The sequence below is a fragment of the Halobacillus andaensis genome (genome assembly GCF_014636475.1).
Classification (GTDB): Bacteria; Bacillota; Bacilli; order Bacillales; family Halobacillaceae; genus Halobacillus_A; species Halobacillus_A andaensis.
The window spans coordinates 227,052-246,624 of record NZ_BMEL01000002.1 but is presented as its reverse complement, the minus strand read 5'-3'; the positions used below and the strand labels follow the sequence as shown (position 1 = coordinate 246,624).

Genomic DNA, 19,573 nt, shown 5'->3' with positions numbered 1-19,573 from the left:
AAGCCTCCTCTGTTATTGAGCTGTATACCCGCCATCAATGACGACGGCTTGTCCGGTAATTCCTTTTGCTTTTTCGCTCGCTAAGTACAATGTGTAATCCGCAATTTCCTGAACAGCTAATAAACGTCTTTGCGGCACTAACGGATAAATAACTTCTTCCAGCACTTTTTCCAATGATACGCTGCGGTTCTCAGCTAAATCTTCGAGCTGGTTACGCACAAGCGGAGTATCCACATATCCCGGGCAGACAGCATTAACTGTAATGCCATGCTCAGCTCCTTCAAGCGCGGTTACTTTGGTCAAGCCAATGACGCCGTGCTTTGAACTGTTGTAAGCGGCTTTACCTGCAAAACCGATCAAACCATTGATGGATGCCATATTAATGATTCGCCCAAACCCTTGTTTTTTCATAATCGGAAATACATGCTTCGTAGCCATAAATGGAGCGACAAGCATGACATTTGTGATGAATTGGAATTTCTCGGTTGGAAATTCTTCTACAGAAGCGACATGCTGAAGGCCTGCGTTATTGATTAATACGTCAAGGCGGCCATAATGCTGAACGGTTTGATCAATCGCTGCTTTTAACTCCTCCTCATTCGTTACGTCACACTTTACGCCCATGCAGTCAAACCCTTGATTTTGAAGGTCTTCCGCCACTTCATTCACTTTCTCTTCATTAATATCGCTGAATGCGACCCTTGCTCCTTCCTTCGCAAAAGCTAAACCAATTTCATAACCAATCCCGCTAGCTGCCCCTGTAATGAAAACTGTTTTCTCCATCTCTAACCCCTCCTCGTTTTTTTAAAAAGATGCCTCCCATACGTTTGGATGAACGTGTAGTTCAGCTTCTGTTGACTGCTTAATTTCCTCGACGGTCCACCCTTCAGAGACCTCGATTAATTCAAGTCCCGTCTCAGTAACATCAATGACCGCACGATCGGTAATGATTCGATCGACAACCCCCTGGCCTGTTAATGGCAGCTGACATTGCTTTAAAATTTTTGGCTCCCCATGTTTGTTCACGTGATCCATAATAATGACAATTTTCTTCGCCCCGTGAACAATGTCCATCGCACCGCCCATACCTTTAATCATCTTACCGGGAATCATCCAGTTGGCTAAGTCGCCCTGTTCTGATACTTCCATGCCTCCAAGAATCGCAAGGTCAAGATGCTCGCCCCGTATCATGGCAAACGACTCCGCGCTGCTGCAGTAAGCCGCTCCTACGGAAGCTGTCACGGTTTCTTTTCCTGCATTAATTAAATCTGGATCCACTTCTTCCTCGTATGGTGACCGGCCGATCCCTAATAGACCATTTTCAGATTGAAGCACAACCTGCTTGTCCTCCTGGATATAGTTCGCCACCATCGTGGGCATACCAATCCCTAAATTCACATAGTAACCGCTTTCAATTTCCTGCTCAGCTCTTCTTGCAATCTTTTCTCGAACGACTGCTTTGTCCAATTCTACTGCCATTTGAATTCCCTCCTCTTGTTATGCCTCTGCTCTAACAGTAAGTCGTTCAATCCGTTTTTCCTGCAGTCCTTCAATTAATCCCTGGACATAAATGCCTGGTGTATGGATGTGATCTGGATTTAGTTTACCAGGATCCACGAGCTGTTCCACCTCTGCTATCGTTACCTTACCTGCCGCTGCAATCATCGGGTTAAAGTTTTGTGCGGTTTTGTTGTAAATCAAATTACCGTAATGGTCTCCTTTCGCAGCTCGAACCAAACTGAAATCAGCACGTAAACCCGTCTGAAGAAGGTAATCCTTCCCATCAAAAGTTCGTACTTCCTGCCCTTCTGCCAACGGTGTACCTACGCCGGCAGGGGTATAAAAAGCCGGTATGCCTGCTCCTCCTGCACGAATACGCTCGGCCAGTGTCCCTTGCGGAGTGAGTTCGACTTCAAGCTCTCCTGCCAGTACTTGTCGCTCGAATTCTTTATTTTCACCTACATAAGACCCGATCATCTTGTCGATTTGTTTATTTTTTAACAGCAGGCCGAGTCCCCAATCGTCGACGCCGCAATTGTTTGAAATGACGGTTAAATGCTTCACTTTCGAATCCACTAAGGCTAAAATTAAATTTTCAGGTATACCTACAAGACCGAAACCTCCCACCATAATGGTTGAATAATCTTTGATTTCACTTACAGCTCGTTCAAATGATGGATAAATGGTTTTCATCATCTATGCACTCCCTTCACCTTTATATATGCAAGAATCATGCCAACTTAAAAATTAGCCGAAAACAGTGATAGACAAGGATTCTCATCATTCGACAAGTACAACCCTCTTTCCGAAATCATGGAAAGTAAGATTATTTTTACAGCCCCAACAATGAAAACCCTTACAAATCCAGCAAAAAAGAAACCATTCCAGCATAGCGGAACAGTTTCCGTTTTTCTGGAATGGCTATAATTGATACTTCTTCACTTTTTCATAAAGACTGGATTTCCCAATTTGAAGAGCTTTAGCAGCTTCTGCCTTATCACCTTCCACTCTCTTTAAAGTTCGCTCGATCGCCTGCTTCTCCGCTTTCTCGATCATTTCCTTAAGACTGTCTCCCTCTTCAAACGTGTAGGTTTTCTTTTGAATATGGTCAGGTAAGTCATCGACTTGAATCGTTTCTGTATTCGTTAAATGAACGGCCGCTTCAATCACATTTTCAAGTTCTCTGACGTTGCCGGGCCACTCGTATTGTTGGAAGCACTGGTACACCTCTCGATGAAAATCAATAACGCGCTTACCCATTCGTTCTGTCACTTTTTGCAATAAGTATTTAGACAGCACGCGTAAATCCTCTGGCCGCTCCCTAAGAGGCGGTATTTTTACTTGCACGACATTTACACGATAAAATAAATCCTCTCTAAACTGCTGGGATTGAATCAACTCTTCCAGCGACTGGTTGGTCGCCGCAATAATCCTTACATCAATTTGTTCTGGCTTTACGGCACCGACGGCTTCAACTTCCCCTTCCTGAAGGACACGCAAGATTTTCACTTGCGCATGAAGAGGCATGTCTCCGATTTCATCTAAAAATAACGTACCCCCATTCGCGAGCTGAAACTTACCAGGCTTTCCTCCCTTTTTCGCCCCAGTAAAAGCTCCCTCTCGATAGCCAAACAGTTCAGATTCTAGTAAATGCTCAGGAATCGCGGCACAGTTCACCTTAATAAAAGGCTTGGTGTGACGTTCGCTCAGCTGATGAATGCTATGAGCAAACAACTCTTTTCCGGTCCCACTCTCACCTCTTAGCAAAATGGACACATCACCAGGGGCGAGTTTCATCATTTTATTTTTCAACTGATCCATTTCAGGGGAGCTGCTGACAATATCGTGCAAGGTATACGTGGCTCCATTTTGATCATTCATTTGCTTGCGATACGTTTCAAGTTCAAGCAGCAGCGCTTTAATATGACTGTTCATTTTCAGCCATTCTTCCGTGTCACGAAAAAGCACCATGCCAAGCGCCCCCACCACTTTTCCATCCGAACGAAGAGGCACACGGTTTGCTACCATATATTTGCCGCGAATCTCCTGCAAGTCCGCCATTTCCTCTAATCCTGTCTCTGCCACGATGTGCATCCTTGTGTTATCAATGACCTCTGTGACATGTTTACCCTTCACTTCTGATCGATCTAACTCGAGAAAACGACAATAGCCCTCATTCATATAGGAGATATATCCTCCACGGTCCACAATGACAATGCAGTGATTGGCGTTACCGAAAAAAGTCTCAAAAATATCATCTTTGTAATCATCTAGTATCGATAACATATAGGCCACACTCCTGTGTTAACGTTTTCATTTTTTCTTCTATTAAGAAGTCTATCACTTTTCGGGAGCTTCTTCTATATAATGAAAGATTTCGACAGCTGTCGTTGTTATTTTTCAACAGTGAAAGGATGCTTCGTAAGCCATCAAAAAAGGGCACCCGTTTGGGATGCCCTTCAGATTGTAGATAAACTCCACCTTTTCTTTCAAAAATACAGCAAAAGGCTGCGGGAATTGGCTCGCTTTCCATGAGCGTACGGTGAGCTTCCTCGGGCTTTGCCCTCGGTGATCTCAACTGTACGTTCCTACCATAGGAGTCTAGCAATTGCCTTCGCCTTCTCCCCTGTTCTGTACTCTTTCAGGGTATAAAGGTTAAACTCTAATTAAGAAAGACCTGACAACTATTCGAATTGGATTGCGTCTTTCTGTATTTAGCAGTCAACGCTTCGTCAACATACTTCGCTTTCCGCGGGCACGGCCTCAGCCTCCTTGGAAAGCAAAGAACGCTTTCCTGTGGGGTCTTCAGACTCGTGCTGTTACCGCAGGAATCTTCGTATGTTGACTACGCTGCAAAATATACATTTTGAATGAACGTTAATTATACGTCTATTCAGATGCCAATTATAAGCCCAACCTTTACACGTGCTATTCTGTAATCAACTCAAGCTCAACTGGTACAAATTCCTCTACTTCTTCCCCATCCACTACTTGGGCAGCTGTCGTAATCGCTTCTTCACCTATTAATTCAGGCTGCTGAGCAACCGTTGCATCCATTCGTCCTTCTGAAACGGCATCACGTGCGTCATCCGTTGCATCAAACCCTACAACAACGACTTCATCAGCTAAATCATTCGATTCAATCGCTTCAATAGCACCTAATGCCATTTCGTCATTATGAGCAAAAACAGCATCAATTTCACTGTTGCTTTGAAGAATATTCTCCATTACATTAAGACCGTTCGAACGATCAAAGTCAGCAGATTGCTGCGCCACTACTTCTATACCATCCATCTCGTCCACGATATTATGGAAACCTTCTCCCCGCTCACGTGTAGCGGAAGCTCCGGAGATCCCTTCAAGTTCAACAACGTCCCCTTCTTCCTCAAGTTGTTCTGCAATAAACTCTCCTGCCATTTCTCCACCTTCCACATTGTCTGAGGCAATATGGGTAGCTACTTCTCCCTCATCGGCTGTACGGTCCACAGTAATCACCGGAATATCTGCGCTATTCGCAGATTCAATCGCTGATGAGATCGCTGATGAATCAGTTGGATTGACTAATAAAACATCAATATCCTGTTGCAGAAGGTCTTCAATATCACTCACTTGCGAAGCTGAATCATCCTGAGCATCTGCCGTAGTAATCTCATAACCTGCTTCTTCTGCAGCAGCTTCAGCGCCGTCACGTAATGATACAAAGAATGGGTTGTTTAACGTTGAAATTGACATCCCTATTTTGATCGATTCATCTCCATCGCCGGAATCTTCGTCTGAAGAACTCCCCGGGCTTTCTGTAGAACAAGCTGTCATCACCATTACTAAGCTTACAACGCCAATCGTTTTCAACCATTTTTTCATGTTTCTTTTCCTCCCTATAATAAATTATTTGGATCTGCGATCAAGCACAACAGCCAGCAGAATAACTCCACCTTTTACAATCTGCTGATAGAATGAGGAAACGTTTAATAGATTTAACCCGTTATCGAGGACGCCTATAATCAACGCCCCTATTAACGTACCGGTAAGCCACCCTCGTCCTCCGGTAAGACTTGTCCCTCCTAGAACTACAGCAGCAATGGCATCTAGTTCATACATCGTTCCAGCTGTGGGCTGGGCTGAATTTAATCGGCTTGTCAGGATAATACCAGCCAATACCGATAGCATTCCGGTAATCGAATAAACCCAGATTTTCACACGGTCGGCTCGTATACCGGATAAAATAGATGCTTCTTCATTACCCCCAACTGAATAAACCTGTCGTCCAAACACTGTATTTCTTAAAATGAAAAACAATACCCCAAAAGCGATCAGCATTAAAATGACGGGAAAAGGAATTCCAAACACATAGCCTTTACCAATCATTTCAAATGAGAAGCTATCAGAAAGACCTGTAATGGGACGGCCTTCGGTATAAACTAGAGTAGCTCCGCGGAAAATCGTCATGGTCGCTAACGTTGCTATGAAAGGAGCCACCTTTCCTTTGGTAATAATCAGTCCATTCATAGCCCCCATGAGTAAGCCAGCCAGTAAGCCGATAAAAACAGCTAACATTGGGTCCATCCCACTTGAGAGCATTCCAGCGGTAAGTGCACTGCCAAAGGCAAGGATAGAGCCTACTGATAAGTCAATTCCTCCAGTCAATATGACGAACGTCATTCCAAAAGCGATAAGAGCATTAATCGATATCTGCCTTAATAAATTTAATATATTGTTAAGCGTAAAAAAGCTGTCGCTCGTAAAACCGAGGATAATGACAATGATGATTAACCCTATTAAGGGACCCAGCTGTGATAAATTATTTACTATTTTTTTCTTCATCCGTTACTCACCCCCTGTGGCAGCATGCATAATTTTTTCTTGATCTGCTTCATCCCTATTCAAGATCTTGGTCACTGTTCCTTCATGCACCACCATGATCCGATCGCTGACACCGAGTACTTCCGGTAATTCAGAGGAAACCATAATAATGGCAACGCCCTGTTCAGTTAATTGGTTCATAATGTTATAGATTTCCTTTTTAGCTCCTACATCGACGCCTCGAGTTGGTTCATCTAATATAAGCAAGCGCGGTTGAATCCCGAGCCATTTAGCAATGACAACTTTTTGTTGATTTCCTCCACTTAACGATTTAACCTCCTGTTCACGCCCCGTTGTACGGACATGCAGCTTCTTAATTAAATCATCAACTAACTCACTTTCTTTTGAATTCGAAATCCACCCGTTTTTAGAAACCGTTTTCAAATTTGTTAATGCAACATTCTCTCGAATGGATAAATTAAGTACGAGTCCTTCATCCTTTCGATCCTCCGTTATGAAGCCTATTCCAGCTCTTATAGCGTCCCGGGGGTGTGTTACATTTAACGGTTTGCCATCGAGCAGCACTTGTCCTTTGGATTTTTTAGCTGCACCAAAGATCGTCTCCATAATCTCTGTACGTCCAGCACCCATCAGCCCTGCTACACCCAGAACTTCTCCTTCTTTGACTTGAAAGTTTATCCCTTCAAACCATTCTTCCCTCGATAAATCTTTAACCTCTAGTAATGTTTTACCAATCACACTAGACCTCTCAGGGAAACGCTCGCCTAGTTCTCTGCCAACCATCATTTTTACAATCGCATCAAAGGAAGTTTCTTTAATTTGTTCTGTGCCAATGGATCTGCCATCTCGCAACACCGTGATTCGATCACATATTTGAAAAATCTCTTCCATACGATGCGAAATGTAGACAATGCTCACTCCTTGTTTTCGAAGCGACTCAATGACTTTAAATAAACTTGTAATTTCTCGATCCGTTAAAGCGGCCGTTGGTTCATCCATAATAATCATTTCCGCATTGGTTGAAATGGCCCTGGCAATCTCAATCATTTGCTGCTTCCCAACTGATAAGCTTCCAGCGGTTTCATTTGGTGGAATATTGTCTACACCAAGGCGTTTTAAGTTTTCAAGCGTTTGTTTATGCATATCTTTTTTTCGCAGAATGCCTGTTTTTCCGATCGATAGTTCTTTTCCTAAAAACATATTCTCAGTCACGGTTAAGTGAGGGATGATATTTAATTCTTGATGAATGACTACAATGCCTTGCTTTTCAGCTTGTTTCGGGTGGGAGAAATCAACCTCCTTCCCCTTTACAGTAATCGTGCCGCTGTCTCGAGGATGAATCCCTGTTAATACTTTTACCAGCGTCGACTTTCCCGCTCCATTCTCCCCCATCAAAGCATGGACTTCTCCCGGTTGAACGGAAAAATTCACTTTCTGTAAGACATGGTTTCCTGAAAAAGATTTATCAATTTCACTCATTTCTACAAGCGCCTGTTCATTCACATCACTCACCCCATTTCTTAAAAAATGACTCCTGAATGTAAAATAAAGTTGGAATAAGGTGTCGCTTCTCCCGTCCTAATAATAGCCTTTGCCTCTTTTGTTGCTTTTTTCAACTCATCATGGGAGACACTGCGAACATCTTTAGAAGCAAAATCTTTGTGCAGTTCCGTGAACATTTGCTTATTGTGACTTTCCATTTCCTCAGCTACAGTTACGGCTTCAACTTCCATGTCTTCCATTAGTGTTCTCACCACTTGCAGCACTCCAGGTGTCCCCAGGGAAAGCGAAACGTCAATACATTTCGTTTGGTCTGGGACTGGTAAGCCGCAATCTGCAATGACAATCGTGTCTGTATGTCCTAATCGCGCTAAAACACCAGCGATCTCTCTATTTAATACACCGTGTTTTTTCATATTTCGTCTGACCTTTCTTTTAAGAAGTTCTCTACCTCACCTAACGTCGGCATTCCTCCTTGGGCCCCTTTCTCAGTTACAGACAAAGCGGCCGCTGCATTCGCAAAGGAGACTGCTTTCTTAATGGAAATGCCCTGGGCAAGCTGAGTCGCTAATGCTCCATTAAACGTATCTCCAGCACCCGTGGTATCTTTAACAGGTACAGGATAACCAGGAATGTGCACCTCTTTTCCATTTACATAAAGGGAGGAGCCTTGCTCGCCTTTTGTTGTAATCCACTTCTCAAGCAAATCGTCATCTATAAGATCATTTTTAAAAAGTTCAGCTTCTAACGCGTTTGGAGTCATATAATCAACTTGATTTAAAATCGCAGCTGGTAAAGGCTGATAGGGAGCAGGATTTAATATAACCGAGATATTTAACTCCTTAGCAATGGTAACAACATAGGAAATTGTTTCGATCGGTATTTCCATCTGCAGCAGTATAATGTCGCTTTCTTCAATGGCTGCTCTGTGCTTTTCCACGTAAGAAGGCGTGACCGATCGATTCGCTCCTGGAGCAACGATAATTCGGTTATCGTTGTTAGATAATATAATCGTAGCCGTTCCAGTAGATTGTTCAGGGATGAGTTCCGTTGATGAAGTATCAATTCCTTCTTTCTGAAGATGCTCCTTTAAGCTGATGCCGAACACATCATGGCCGACAGCTCCCACCATCTTAACGTGGCTTCCTAACCTTGCTGCTGCGACAGCCTGATTTGCTCCTTTTCCACCTGGGTAGGTAGCAAAGCTTTCGCCCAATACCGTTTCTCCCTGGTTAGGAATAACAGACGTTGAAACGGTTAAATCCATATTGATGCTGCCGACTACACATACCGTTGATTTTTCGTTCATTACTGATTCTCCCCCTTTTTCCGAGTCGAATCTCGTTCAATAAGCTTCACGGAAAATTCTTCGACTAACGTTTTAGATTCATTTTGTTCCACCTGGTGGATAAGTATTTCTGCAGCACGTGCCCCAATTTTATAAATAGGCTGAGCCATGGTCGTTAATGCGGGTGAAGTGGTCTCACCAAGCTTGATTCCATCAAACGAAATAATCGAAAGCTGGTCAGGAACGGAGATCCCTAAAGACTCTGCACCCTTGATTGCTCCTACTCCCATTAAGTCATTGGCCACAAATAACCCATCAATTTCAGGGAATTTTGTTAAAAGGGCTTCCGTCGCTTTTTTTGCACCTTCGAAATGATACTCTCCCTGTTCAATAAACGCAGAGGAAAACCATTCTTCCTTTTCCACTACATCTAAGTAACCTTTTAAGCGCTGCTTTGCGTTACTTACATGCTCGGGCCCCGCCACATGAGCGATCCTTTGACAGCCGATGTCCTTTAAATACTGAACGGCTTCTTTGGCTCCTTCCCGATTATTTACGGTTACTGATGAAATATTTGAATGTATAATACGGTCCAACGCCACAGCAGGAATATCAAAGCTTTCAATGTATTCTGCCGTCATCGTACTTGAAACAATAATGATCCCATCAACAGATTTTTGTTTTAATGCGTCTAAATAAGCCATTTCTTTCGTAAGGTCATCATCTGTATTACATAAAACAAAGGTAAACCCTTGTTGTTTCGTCATGTCTTCTACTGCACGTGCCAGCTCCGGGAAGAAAGGGTTCATAATATCCGGCACAAACAAAGCAATCATCTTCGAGCGGCCTTTAAACAAACTGCGCGCTACATCATTGGGGCGATAGTTCAGTTGCTTAATTGCCGCTGCAACTCTTTCTTTTGTATCACTCCGCACATAACCATTTCCATTAAGTACACGGGAAACCGTCGCGACTGAAACTTCAGCTAACTTTGCTACATCTCTAATCGTGGACATTTCGGCCAATCACTTCCCTGTTTTCATACATGTGTAACCCGTTACATACTGATCAAAAAAATATAAGTTCTTGCTATGTGTAACCCGTTACACATATAGTAAAGCGCTTTCATTATGTTGTCAACCTTTAATTTTCAATCATTTTTAGGTAAACCTCTTACCAATTGGGCTCAACAACTAAAGAAAACACCCATACACTACTCAAGGAAACACATCCAAGGAGTGTGATTTTATGTATAATCCTTACTGGTGGAACGGCCACCCCAGTTACTATAATCATCAGCCAACTCCTCCATTCTATAGCCAGAATTCAGCCGGCACCCCATCTTTTCAGCCTTATTACCAGGATCTGCAGTCCTGTAAAGACCGGTGCTTTCGATTAGGGTATAGACCCGGCACCATTCAATGGAGAAATTGCATCCATGGCTGCATGGGGAACTAATGAAACAGAAAGGATGAACCACAGTGAACCATTACCAATCGTTTCATCCATCTATGTTCAGACAGCAAGAAAGTCTGCCTGATCAATGGGTTGCTTATATTCAACCGTTAGTTGACCGCGCGCTGGACGAAGTAGAAGAAGGGATTAACTTAACTCATTTATTTCAAGAATTCATTTTATCGGGGGTTTTAGTGGGGCAGGGCTTTTTACCTGATGAAGCCATTGAACAGGTGGAAGAGTGGGAAAAGGGAGAATCTAAGCTCTTACAACAAAGCAAAGCCATGAGTGAATAACATGACCCAAAAGAACAAAGGCTTAAAGCGCCCTGATAGACACGAAACGCATAAGCAAAACGGCCGGAGGAAGGCGTCCTTCCCTTCCGCAGGGCGGATTGCTTATGACGCGAGTGTCTGGGGCGCTGGAGCTGGATGTCGCTATCTTAAACATATATCCACAGCTTGGTATTTTATAATTTCTTAGACAATAAAAAGCCTTAATTTTAGACAAACACGTCCAAAATTAAGGCTTATATTATCTATAAATCAATCACTGCCTGTGATTAGCAGATCGTCCTTTAAAACAGTTAGCACAGATTCAGGTGTGACTTCTTGTCCAGGCGTCATATCGACGTGAGTAATCGTGCCGCTTACGCCCACACATACTTCCACGACTTTCTTATCTTCTGTTTCGATTAAAAACAACGGTTCCCATTCATAAACATAGGCTTCGTCATTAACAAAAACTTCCTTAATCGATCCGTAGCAAGGACTGTACACCGTTTCGAGTACTTCTTTCATGGTTTCGCTCCTTTTTATAGTCTTCCCTTCCTGCATGATGCAGAGGGTCCTCTAACTATTCCGGCTGATCTTTGTACCATTTGATGGATTAATCTACTATATTCACCTCATAGCCAAGCCATTACATAAGTAGAAATTTATTTTAAAAAATACCGGATTGTTCTAGGCCACGGACCATTTTAAACCGATTCCTATTCTAAAATCAAGACCCAATCCTTCACAATTTTAGAGGATGATAGCATATGGAGATGAAAGGGTTTTAATGAAGATAAGCAGAATAATTTCAAGAGAGTGAGAACATGGAAAAAGGATTTATTTTTGTAGTTTTATAGAATGGTGGAAAACATGGAGGAACATCTTTTTAAAAATGCAAAAATGTTTTAGAAGGAGCGGCAATGGCTTAAAGCTGTTCAGTTTTATCACAAAGATACCCTATTATATGAATTCACAGATAGGAGCAATACGAAAGGAGAACTTTTACAAAAAAGTGCGCAGGGATTTTCCGCAGTTTCCTCAATAGCGGGCAGCCTCTAGGGCTGCCCTTTTTCCTTATACGCAAGTTTTATTATGACTTCTTCATGCTGAGGATAGCTGTCTAGAAGTTCATCCTGCGAAAACAATTCAAAGTCTGCAAAATCAAATCCTGGCGATACCATACACCCTACTAACGCAAATGTATCTTGATCTTTCACTGAGGATCCAAAGATCGTATGCTTGGGAACAACCAACTGAGGAACTTCGCCTTGATCCACTTGTAACCCTAACGTTACCTCCTCATACTCCCCGCTCGGGGTAATCATGTGAACGGTTAATGAGCTTCCGGCGTGAAAATACCAAAGCTCGTCCGACTGCAATCGATGAAAGTGTGAAACATCCTCCGACCGCAATAAAAAATAGATACTCGTGTAAAGCTGACGTTTACCGTGCTCAAATGATGCCGACAGCTCCAACGCATAAGTTGGTTTATAAAAACCTCCTTCTGGATGAGGTTCAAGTTGCAGTTGTTTAATATACTCTTCTGCTCTCATCTTTAATCCTCCTTATGAAATGATGTTTGTTTATTTTATCATGCCATTCTTCTGCTTCATTTAAATTGTCACAAAATATACACCATAGGGTATATTGCATTTGAAAGAAATAAAGCATATACTAAACGTATCAACAACTTGTGAAACACTGAACAATACTATTTTTGAAGTGAGGGATAATAATGAACAAAAAAATTGTTATTATAGGCGGCGTTGCAGGAGGAGCAACCGCTGCTGCGAGACTTCGTCGACTAAGTGAAAGCAATGATATCATTCTTATTGAAAAAGGAGAGCATGTCTCTTTTGCGAATTGCGGTCTTCCTTATTACATCGGCGGGATTATTACAAATCGTGAGTCTCTGTTTGTCCAGACGGTTGAAGGAATGTCTAAAAAATTCAATTTAGATATTCGCAACTTCAGCGAAGCCCTATCGATCAATCGTGATCGTAAGACCGTTACGATTAAGGAGGTTAAAACAGGCCAAACCTATGAACAGGATTACGACACGCTGATCCTATCTCCTGGCGCACGTCCCATCGTTCCGCCAATACCTGGAATTAATGAAGCTGAAAATCTTTTCACCTTACGATCTGTTCCGGATACCGATCGTATCAAAGATTGGGTCGATCACAATCACCCGTCACGAGCTGTCATCGTCGGAGGAGGATTTATTGGGTTAGAAATGGCTGAGAACCTGGCCCATCGAGGGATTAGCGTTCAGCTTGTTGAGCTTGGAGAACAAGTGATGGCTCCTTTAGATCCAGAAATGGCTGCCATGGTTCATAAAGAATTAAAAACGGAAGGTGTAGACCTCATCTTAAATGATGGTGTGACAGCTTTTAAAAATAAAGGAAGAGAAATTGTTCTTCAAAGTGGGAAAGAGCTTCAAAGTGATGTAACGATTTTATCCATTGGTGTGCGTCCAGAGAATGAATTAGCAAGCGAAGCCGGTCTATCCGTTGGAGAACGAGGCGGCATTATCGTTAATGAGCATTTACAAACCAATGATGAATCGATTTATGCAATTGGAGATGCGATTGAAGTAAAAGACTACATTCAACAAACGCCAACGATGGTACCTCTTGCCTGGCCAGCAAACCGCCAGGGCAGACTCGTCGCTGACCACATCCATGGGAAACCGGCTGCTTATCGAGGAACCCTTGGAACATCTGTAGCCAAAGTGTTTAAGTTAACCGTTGCTGCGACCGGAAATAATGAAAAGTTATTAAAAAGACTTGGAAAATCGTATGAAACCATTCACGTGCACCCAGCTTCAAATGCCGCTTACTACCCTGGAGGAAGCGCATTAGCGTTGAAACTGCTTTTTGACCCTCAAACCGGTGAGATATTAGGAGCTCAAGCTATAGGCTATAAAGGGGTAGAAAAACGTATAGACGTCATAGCGACAGCGATTAAAGGCCAGTTAAAAGTTTGGGATCTCGCTGACCTGGAATTGGCATATGCTCCTCCTTATTCTTCAGCTAAAGATCCAGTGAATATGGCTGGCTATGTCGCATCGAATGTGGCAAGTGGGGAATTACGTATCGTTCATCACGATGAGATTGATGAAATTGTAGAGAATGGAGGCTATTTAATTGACGTTAGGGAACCTGAAGAAAGAGAAATAGGGAAAATCGAAGGCTCTGTTCCTATCCCACTCGGTGAACTAAGAGATCGTTTAGACGAAATTCCAAAGGACAAAACGATTTATATTAACTGCCAGGTCGGCTTACGAGGGTACCTGGCCACCCAGATTCTGACTCATCATGGATTTGAAGCCGCCAACTTATCAGGGGGATTTAAAACGTACCAATTTGGCAAAGACGTAGCAAAAACAATTCAGTACCAATAACAAAAAAAGAAGGGGAAGAGACTATTGAGACTGCTCTTCCCCTTCTTTCCACAGTTTCATCACAGAGCGCTGGGATATCTCAAGAGGAACTTGCTTCATTACCAGAGAGCGCTGCTCATTTGGTTTCTTCAAATCTTCATACACCTGCTTCGATAACCCTAAACCAACGGCTTCTGCATCGTCGATCGACTCGGCAAAATAGACATTGTGAATACCAGAAAAATACATGGCGGTTAAGCACATAGGACACGGCTGTCCGCTTGCATACATGTGACATCCCGATAGATCGTGCGTTTGCAGTTGAGTTTGTGCATTTCGAATGGCTATTAATTCAGCATGGCCGCTGATATCATACGTTTTATGAAGTTCATTGACTCCCTCCGAAATGACTTCCCCATTTTTAACCAAAACGGCACCAAATGGGTGGCCGCACCAAATGGGTGGCCCCCTTCTTTTACATTCTTCATGGCTAAGTCAACGGCCCGTTTCATGTAATGATTCATCGACATACCTCCTCCCTATCCTTCTCCCCTATAAACCGAAAACAAAACCTTCCCCGACACCTTTCTGAAGCATCATAATTTTGAGCGATGACGAATAGAATTTGTATATTGACATGACTACTTTTTAAGGAGGTAAAATAACCGCAGACGCTGAAATTGCGTTTTTCTGAACGTGCTTTAAAAACAACAGCAAGGGGGAATCAAATGTCAGCAGCACGAATCTTAAAGTGGGTAACCGGCGGACTTGAAGCTATACTAGGCATCCCCATACTTGGAGGTGCCATTATTATCTCGCTTTTATGGATACCATTAGCTGTTATGCTCGCTTTACACATTGTCACTCTGATTCTAACCCTGCAATCAAAGGGACCCACGAGAGGAAGCATTCTTGGGATTATTGCTTCCTCCATCGGCTGGATTCCAGGAGTCGGCATGGTCATGCACATCCTTGCCGCTACTTTTCTCATGATCGATGCAGCAAAAGGGGACCCTGAGCCTGAGGTGGAAGCGGCATAAAAGGAATAAGAGACTGGTACAAAACTGAAGGCATAATATAATCCGAACGATTCTATTGAAATCAGTTCGGATTATTTATGTGCCAAGAAATGGTTTTACCATCGCTCCGTCAAAACACTGGAAGCCACTGAAGATTCTTTTCTAATCTATAAGGACTGTTAACGTTTGTTGTTGGATCTCATGAATCGCTTGTCTGTGGATGCTTGCCGCGGGCACGGCCTCAGCTAACCTGGTTGTGTGTGAACTCATTCGTTTGTTCACATCTCTACTTCTAAAAACCCTCTATACGTAACTTCCTCGGAAAGCAAAGAGCGCTTTCCTGCGGGACGCTAATGAGCTGCGATTACACGATTCAGTTTTTTAACATTAAGGCTTTACTTATGTCCCCGGCTCTTTTACAGCTTTTATTACATTCTTTCTCCCTGGTTATACTTTTTTATATCGATACAAAAGACAACACGCCAGCCTTCAGGGTCTTCAAACGTATAGCCCTTGTCCTTCCAATAGGGGTTAATGGGTGCGACGGGAAATATATGATGGCTCTCAAACTGTTGGCGCATCGCTTCAATTTGTTCAATCGAGTTTAAATAAAAAACGAGCAAGTGATCTTCTGACGGAGCTTCTGCTGTAATTTTATGTTCACTTTGCAGAAGCTCAAGATGGACGTTTTGGTCAGGTAAACCAAACAGCAATCCGTGATAGCCGTTATGGTTGAATTCACCAATTTTCTCAAGCTTCAGCACTTGTTCGTAAAAGGTCCGCATCTCCTCAAGTTTATTCGTAGGACGGGCAATTCTCATGTAATTCCATGCTTCCATTAATCGTTCCCCCTTTTCCTCAATTCGATGACACCACCGCAGTGAGAGACCGGATGAAACTCACACGTGCAGACGCCTTTTAACATGTTTTTCAATTCCTCCACCACAAAATAAAACTCATCGTCGTCCCAAACATCTATATTGTCCATCCTGCACGCCTCTAGCTGTTGACGTGATTGAAAAGCAACATCACCTATAAGAATTTTACCTTTTTCCTTTAACAAAGGAAGCAGACGCTTAATGACGCGTACCTTTTCTTCATCTCTTACATGATGTAAAGCATAGGTGCTAATGATCGAGTCAAAGGCTTTCGATTGAACTTCGGCAGGAAGACCTTTTGAAATATCCCATTCCAGCAACTGAGCGTCAGGCATCTTAGATTGAGCAATAGAAATCATTTGCCTTGAAAAATCGATTCCTATGATTTCGTGATGATGCTCATAAAGCTTTGCTGCTAACACACCTGTGCCAAACCCAATATCCAAAATTGTCGATTGGTTTTGCTGCATGACTTCGTTATAAATGACAGTTAAAATTTGTTTATATCCCGCAAAAGGGTACTGGTTATTTTCTTCACTTAATTGGACGGTCTTATCATAGTGATTCGCCCACAAATCAAATCCTTTTTCGTTTAACATGAATGCTCCTCCAATATCGCTGTTTCGTCGAGCATCATCATGCGCTCGGCGATCAGCTGTTTATTTCCTCCACTTTTAAAATTTTCACGTTCTCTTTTATGTATTCCATTTAATCGACTACCTTTTTCATAATTATTTAAATTTTACCACTTGACTCAATTATTTGTCATATAAGACAAAATGTTTCACGTGAAACATTTCTATGATTAATAAATTTTCCATATATTGTTTGAGTTCCATCTTCCCTTTCTTTTATACTTAACCTATACTGACCGATCAGTCAGATCATAGGATAGGGGGATTGATCCCATGGAAAGTATGGAAACGATCTATGAATCTCAATTTAAAAAAGGAGCTTACCCTTTTTTTAAAAAATTACGTCAAGAACAACCTATATTTCCGATGTCGCAGCAAAGCGATCAATCGACGTGGCTGGTAACCAAATACGATGATGTCAAAGAGCTATTAAAACAGCCCAGCTTTATTAAAGATCAAAAGAAATTATTTCAAACCGCAGCCAATCAAGCGAAGTCAGATGACGTTAACATTTTTGAAAATATGATGCTTGATGTTGATCCTCCTGACCACACGAGACTCCGCAAGCTTGTACAGCCATTTTTCAATCCTAAAACCATTAAACAATTAGAACCTAGAATTGTTGAAATAGCCGATCAGCTGCTTGCACAAATGGAACAGAAATCATCCCCGGTGGATCTAATCGATGATTATGCGTTCCCTCTTCCCATCATTGTCATTAGCGAGCTGCTAGGTGTTCCTTCAGAGGACCGTGATCGCTTCCGTAAGTGGTCCAACACAATTATCGCTGCTTCTAATGAATTCGAAACTGATTTCATCGAAGACGTGGAAGCTTTCACGAGTTATTTAACAAGCCTTTTTGAAGAGCGCAAGCAGCACCCCCAGGATGATCTCATTACTAAACTTCTACAGGCAGAGGAAGAAGGCGAACAATTAAGTAAAGATGAATTGTATTCTATGGTGGTTCTTCTCATCATTGCCGGGCACGAAACGACGGTTAATTTAATTGCGAATACGATGTATGCCTTATTTCAACATCCTGATCAGCTAAAAAAACTAAAGGACGATCCCTCATTAGTGGAACCAGCGATTGAAGAAGGGCTGCGCTATTATAGCCCCGTTGACTTCTCGACTGCACGCTGGGCGCAGGAGGATATGGCATTTCATGGACAAACCATTCGCCGGGGCGACTTAGTGCTCGCTTCCATTAGTTCAGCCAATCGAGATGAGGATAAATTTGAGAATCCTTCACAACTCGATATAACGAGATCCCGAAACGCTCATATCGCATTTGGTTATGGGATCCACTTTTGTTTAGGGGCTCCGTTAGCGCGTCTAGAAGGTAAAATTGCTCTTGAGCGGTTACTTTCAACTTTCCCTCAGATTCACTTGAGTGAAAATAATCCAGAATGGCGTACCGTCTTTTTACTGCGAGGATTAGAACATTTACAAATACAAACAAAAAGCTAGAGCCGTCAACTGCAGGCTCTAGCTTTTTGTTTCACGTGAAGCATTCTTTCTCTATCCTCTGTGTTTAAATGACTTACTTTTCCCTTCTGCCTCAAGACGCCTTTACTCATCTTTTACCCTGTTTGCCTTTGACGGTCTAGTTCATTTAAAAGTTCATCTAAGGACTGTGATATTCGTACTAACCGGGGGTCTTGAGGATTTTCTAAATAAAGCTCCTGCATGGCTTTTCTCAGAAGCTCAACTTGCTCTTCCAAGTCATGAATGTTGATGGTAACACCCCCATTTAAACTATTTACCCAATTTTCCAATAAAATAACTTTTTAATTGCCAATGTCATAAGAATGATATTATTGTTAATAAATTGTGTTCACTCATTATATTTGACCTATAAAAAAGGTTTATTTTACTAAAAGAAGTGGTAAATGCTAAAGGTTAGTAACAGAAATCGGGGGTACAAGATGACGACAAATCGAAAAATCGTACAATTACAGAATCAATCTACTAAAAATGAAAGTCTGCTGCTGGATTCCTTTATTCAAGTCCTGCCCACTATTCACGCCATGCTTCCAGACATCGCCATCGGACTTACCAACCGCGAAGAATGGATGACATATTTACCGAGCAGAAAGATTAATTTAGGGGTTAAACCTGGAACAAAAATAAATCCTAGAGAACCTTTGGCTGATTGTATTCGCAGCAACAAGGTCATACGAACAGAAGTGGATACTGAATTTTTCGGCTTTCCTTTCACAGGACTTGCTAACCCTATCTGTGAAAACGGACGAGTAGTAGGAGCCATTGCCATTCAGCTCCAAGAACAAAACGAGAAAGAACTTTTAAATATATCTGATCAAATTGTGACTTCTTTAACCCAGGCGAACACAGAAGTTTCTAATGTGGCCAAAAGCGCGGAAGACTTATCAGAGACGAGCGGCATCTTATATGAACAGGCCCGGAAAGCTGCAACAGAAGTTAAAAATACAGATGAAGTATTAACTTTTATTAAAAGAATTGCCGATCAAACGAATTTACTGGGATTAAATGCTTCGATTGAAGCGGCACGAGCAGGAGATATGGGAAGAGGATTTGGAGTTGTGGCTGATGAGATTAGAAAGCTTTCTAATGAAACGGTAGCCTCTACAGAAAAAATCAGAACCACCCTTACAAACATTCAATCGTCTATGAAAGAGATTTCTTCTTCTATTGAACAGGTCGTTGCCGTCGGTAAGCAGCAGGCTTCATCTACTGAGGAAATATCTTCTTTTATTAGTGAAATTGAGAAGAAGAGTAAAGAGTTAAATAAATATGCTTCAGAATTATTGTAATTGAGACTTACAAATCGTAGGA

General features: G+C 42.3%; 22 protein-coding genes. 6 read left to right on the top strand and 16 right to left on the bottom strand.

Going from position 1 to position 19,573, the window contains the following annotated elements; all coding sequences use genetic code 11:
* Positions 1-12 precede the first annotated feature (12 nt).
* The 10 genes from IEV27_RS08745 to IEV27_RS08700 all read right to left on the bottom strand — a co-directional run bounded on the left by IEV27_RS08745 (position 13) and on the right by IEV27_RS08700 (position 10,125).
* Complete coding sequence (locus tag IEV27_RS08745; protein ID WP_188377086.1) at positions 13-783, bottom strand: 3-hydroxybutyrate dehydrogenase; 771 nt, start codon at positions 781-783, stop codon at positions 13-15.
* Between the two features lie 21 nt (positions 784-804).
* Positions 805-1,479, bottom strand: coding sequence for a 3-oxoacid CoA-transferase subunit B (locus IEV27_RS08740; protein WP_188377085.1), 675 nt, complete (start codon positions 1,477-1,479; stop codon positions 805-807).
* Between the two features lie 18 nt (positions 1,480-1,497).
* Positions 1,498-2,193: a CoA transferase subunit A gene (locus tag IEV27_RS08735; protein WP_188377565.1), complete on the bottom strand. Its 696-nt coding sequence runs from the start codon at positions 2,191-2,193 to the stop codon at positions 1,498-1,500.
* A gap of 228 nt (positions 2,194-2,421) precedes the next feature.
* On the bottom strand, positions 2,422-3,786 hold the full coding sequence (locus IEV27_RS08730; protein ID WP_188377084.1) for a sigma-54 interaction domain-containing protein: 1,365 nt from the start codon (positions 3,784-3,786) through the stop codon (positions 2,422-2,424).
* 642 nt (positions 3,787-4,428) lie between these two features.
* Complete coding sequence (rbsB, locus tag IEV27_RS08725) at positions 4,429-5,361, bottom strand: ribose ABC transporter substrate-binding protein RbsB (protein ID WP_188377083.1); 933 nt, start codon at positions 5,359-5,361, stop codon at positions 4,429-4,431.
* A 24-nt stretch (positions 5,362-5,385) separates the two neighbouring features.
* Complete coding sequence (locus IEV27_RS08720; protein ID WP_188377082.1) at positions 5,386-6,321, bottom strand: ABC transporter permease subunit; 936 nt, start codon at positions 6,319-6,321, stop codon at positions 5,386-5,388.
* A 3-nt stretch (positions 6,322-6,324) separates the two neighbouring features.
* Entirely contained in the window at positions 6,325-7,800 is a 1,476-nt protein-coding gene (locus IEV27_RS08715; RefSeq protein ID WP_188377564.1) for a sugar ABC transporter ATP-binding protein, read from the bottom strand.
* 41 nt (positions 7,801-7,841) lie between these two features.
* Positions 7,842-8,237, bottom strand: coding sequence for a D-ribose pyranase (gene rbsD / locus IEV27_RS08710; protein WP_188377081.1), 396 nt, complete (start codon positions 8,235-8,237; stop codon positions 7,842-7,844).
* A complete protein-coding gene (gene rbsK / locus IEV27_RS08705) occupies positions 8,234-9,130 on the bottom strand; it encodes a ribokinase (protein ID WP_188377080.1) in 897 nt (298 codons plus the stop codon). The genes rbsD and rbsK overlap by 4 nt, the downstream gene beginning before the upstream one ends.
* Positions 9,130-10,125 carry a LacI family DNA-binding transcriptional regulator gene (locus IEV27_RS08700; protein WP_188377079.1) on the bottom strand — a complete coding sequence of 332 codons (996 nt, stop codon included), beginning with the start codon at positions 10,123-10,125 and terminating at the stop codon, positions 9,130-9,132. The genes rbsK and IEV27_RS08700 overlap by 1 nt, the downstream gene beginning before the upstream one ends.
* A gap of 232 nt (positions 10,126-10,357) precedes the next feature.
* Here IEV27_RS08700 and IEV27_RS08695 point away from each other — a divergent pair, with 232 nt between their 5' ends.
* Both IEV27_RS08695 and IEV27_RS08690 read left to right on the top strand, forming a co-directional pair.
* Positions 10,358-10,567, top strand: coding sequence for a hypothetical protein (locus IEV27_RS08695; RefSeq protein ID WP_188377078.1), 210 nt, complete (start codon positions 10,358-10,360; stop codon positions 10,565-10,567).
* Between the two features lie 23 nt (positions 10,568-10,590).
* Positions 10,591-10,860 carry a hypothetical protein gene (locus IEV27_RS08690; protein ID WP_209488399.1) on the top strand — a complete coding sequence of 90 codons (270 nt, stop codon included), beginning with the start codon at positions 10,591-10,593 and terminating at the stop codon, positions 10,858-10,860.
* Positions 10,861-11,109: 249 nt separating this feature from the next.
* On the opposite strand, the gene IEV27_RS08685 is transcribed toward IEV27_RS08690, so the two are convergent.
* Both IEV27_RS08685 and IEV27_RS08680 read right to left on the bottom strand, forming a co-directional pair.
* Positions 11,110-11,364 (bottom strand): biotin/lipoyl attachment domain-containing protein, encoded by a 255-nt coding sequence (locus IEV27_RS08685; RefSeq protein WP_188377077.1) that lies wholly within the window; start codon positions 11,362-11,364, stop codon positions 11,110-11,112.
* 530 nt (positions 11,365-11,894) lie between these two features.
* Positions 11,895-12,392 (bottom strand): cupin domain-containing protein, encoded by a 498-nt coding sequence (locus IEV27_RS08680; RefSeq protein WP_188377076.1) that lies wholly within the window; start codon positions 12,390-12,392, stop codon positions 11,895-11,897.
* Positions 12,393-12,574: 182 nt separating this feature from the next.
* Between IEV27_RS08680 and IEV27_RS08675 the strand changes: the two genes are divergently transcribed.
* Positions 12,575-14,245, top strand: coding sequence for an FAD-dependent oxidoreductase (locus tag IEV27_RS08675; RefSeq protein ID WP_188377075.1), 1,671 nt, complete (start codon positions 12,575-12,577; stop codon positions 14,243-14,245).
* 21 nt (positions 14,246-14,266) lie between these two features.
* Here the strand turns inward: IEV27_RS08675 and IEV27_RS08670 are convergent, their stop codons facing one another.
* The gene (locus IEV27_RS08670) at positions 14,267-14,653 is read right to left on the bottom strand and encodes a nucleoside deaminase (RefSeq protein WP_308808308.1); all 387 of its coding nucleotides are present in this window, start codon (positions 14,651-14,653) and stop codon (positions 14,267-14,269) included.
* 299 nt (positions 14,654-14,952) lie between these two features.
* On the opposite strand from IEV27_RS08670, the gene IEV27_RS08665 reads away from it, so the two are divergent.
* Positions 14,953-15,264, top strand: a complete 312-nt coding sequence (locus IEV27_RS08665) for a hypothetical protein (RefSeq protein WP_188377074.1) — start codon at positions 14,953-14,955, stop codon at positions 15,262-15,264.
* Positions 15,265-15,671: 407 nt separating this feature from the next.
* Here IEV27_RS08665 and IEV27_RS08660 read toward each other — a convergent pair whose 3' ends face one another.
* Both IEV27_RS08660 and IEV27_RS08655 read right to left on the bottom strand, forming a co-directional pair.
* Positions 15,672-16,082 carry a VOC family protein gene (locus tag IEV27_RS08660; RefSeq protein ID WP_188377073.1) on the bottom strand — a complete coding sequence of 137 codons (411 nt, stop codon included), beginning with the start codon at positions 16,080-16,082 and terminating at the stop codon, positions 15,672-15,674.
* Positions 16,082-16,720, bottom strand: a complete 639-nt coding sequence (locus IEV27_RS08655) for a class I SAM-dependent methyltransferase (protein WP_188377072.1) — start codon at positions 16,718-16,720, stop codon at positions 16,082-16,084. The genes IEV27_RS08660 and IEV27_RS08655 overlap by 1 nt, the downstream gene beginning before the upstream one ends.
* Before the next feature lie 309 nt (positions 16,721-17,029).
* Between IEV27_RS08655 and IEV27_RS08650 the strand changes: the two genes are divergently transcribed.
* On the top strand, positions 17,030-18,226 hold the full coding sequence (locus IEV27_RS08650) for a cytochrome P450 family protein (protein ID WP_188377071.1): 1,197 nt from the start codon (positions 17,030-17,032) through the stop codon (positions 18,224-18,226).
* Between the two features lie 113 nt (positions 18,227-18,339).
* On the opposite strand, the gene IEV27_RS08645 is transcribed toward IEV27_RS08650, so the two are convergent.
* The gene (locus tag IEV27_RS08645) at positions 18,340-18,534 is read right to left on the bottom strand and encodes an aspartyl-phosphate phosphatase Spo0E family protein (protein WP_229735017.1); all 195 of its coding nucleotides are present in this window, start codon (positions 18,532-18,534) and stop codon (positions 18,340-18,342) included.
* Between the two features lie 150 nt (positions 18,535-18,684).
* On the opposite strand from IEV27_RS08645, the gene IEV27_RS08640 reads away from it, so the two are divergent.
* Positions 18,685-19,551 carry a methyl-accepting chemotaxis protein gene (locus tag IEV27_RS08640; protein WP_281063586.1) on the top strand — a complete coding sequence of 289 codons (867 nt, stop codon included), beginning with the start codon at positions 18,685-18,687 and terminating at the stop codon, positions 19,549-19,551.
* Positions 19,552-19,573: the final 22 nt, after the last annotated feature.

Bases quoted from the DNA above. Each gene is read 5' to 3' on its own strand.
- IEV27_RS08745 (WP_188377086.1), bottom strand. From the start codon at position 783: ATGGAGAAAACAGTTTTCATTACAGGGGCAGCTAGCGGGATTGGTTAT.
- IEV27_RS08740 (WP_188377085.1), bottom strand. From the start codon at position 1,479: ATGGCAGTAGAATTGGACAAAGCAGTCGTTCGAGAAAAGATTGCAAGA.
- IEV27_RS08735 (WP_188377565.1), bottom strand. From the start codon at position 2,193: ATGAAAACCATTTATCCATCATTTGAACGAGCTGTAAGTGAAATCAAA.
- IEV27_RS08730 (WP_188377084.1), bottom strand. From the start codon at position 3,786: ATGTTATCGATACTAGATGATTACAAAGATGATATTTTTGAGACTTTT.
- rbsB (WP_188377083.1), bottom strand. From the start codon at position 5,361: ATGAAAAAATGGTTGAAAACGATTGGCGTTGTAAGCTTAGTAATGGTG.
- IEV27_RS08720 (WP_188377082.1), bottom strand. From the start codon at position 6,321: ATGAAGAAAAAAATAGTAAATAATTTATCACAGCTGGGTCCCTTAATA.
- IEV27_RS08715 (WP_188377564.1), bottom strand. From the start codon at position 7,800: ATGAGTGAAATTGATAAATCTTTTTCAGGAAACCATGTCTTACAGAAA.
- rbsD (WP_188377081.1), bottom strand. From the start codon at position 8,237: ATGAAAAAACACGGTGTATTAAATAGAGAGATCGCTGGTGTTTTAGCG.
- rbsK (WP_188377080.1), bottom strand. From the start codon at position 9,130: ATGAACGAAAAATCAACGGTATGTGTAGTCGGCAGCATCAATATGGAT.
- IEV27_RS08700 (WP_188377079.1), bottom strand. From the start codon at position 10,125: ATGTCCACGATTAGAGATGTAGCAAAGTTAGCTGAAGTTTCAGTCGCG.
- IEV27_RS08695 (WP_188377078.1), top strand. From the start codon at position 10,358: ATGTATAATCCTTACTGGTGGAACGGCCACCCCAGTTACTATAATCAT.
- IEV27_RS08685 (WP_188377077.1), bottom strand. From the start codon at position 11,364: ATGAAAGAAGTACTCGAAACGGTGTACAGTCCTTGCTACGGATCGATT.
- IEV27_RS08680 (WP_188377076.1), bottom strand. From the start codon at position 12,392: ATGAGAGCAGAAGAGTATATTAAACAACTGCAACTTGAACCTCATCCA.
- IEV27_RS08675 (WP_188377075.1), top strand. From the start codon at position 12,575: ATGAACAAAAAAATTGTTATTATAGGCGGCGTTGCAGGAGGAGCAACC.
- IEV27_RS08665 (WP_188377074.1), top strand. From the start codon at position 14,953: ATGTCAGCAGCACGAATCTTAAAGTGGGTAACCGGCGGACTTGAAGCT.
- IEV27_RS08660 (WP_188377073.1), bottom strand. From the start codon at position 16,082: ATGGAAGCATGGAATTACATGAGAATTGCCCGTCCTACGAATAAACTT.
- IEV27_RS08655 (WP_188377072.1), bottom strand. From the start codon at position 16,720: ATGTTAAACGAAAAAGGATTTGATTTGTGGGCGAATCACTATGATAAG.
- IEV27_RS08650 (WP_188377071.1), top strand. From the start codon at position 17,030: ATGGAAAGTATGGAAACGATCTATGAATCTCAATTTAAAAAAGGAGCT.
- IEV27_RS08640 (WP_281063586.1), top strand. From the start codon at position 18,685: ATGACGACAAATCGAAAAATCGTACAATTACAGAATCAATCTACTAAA.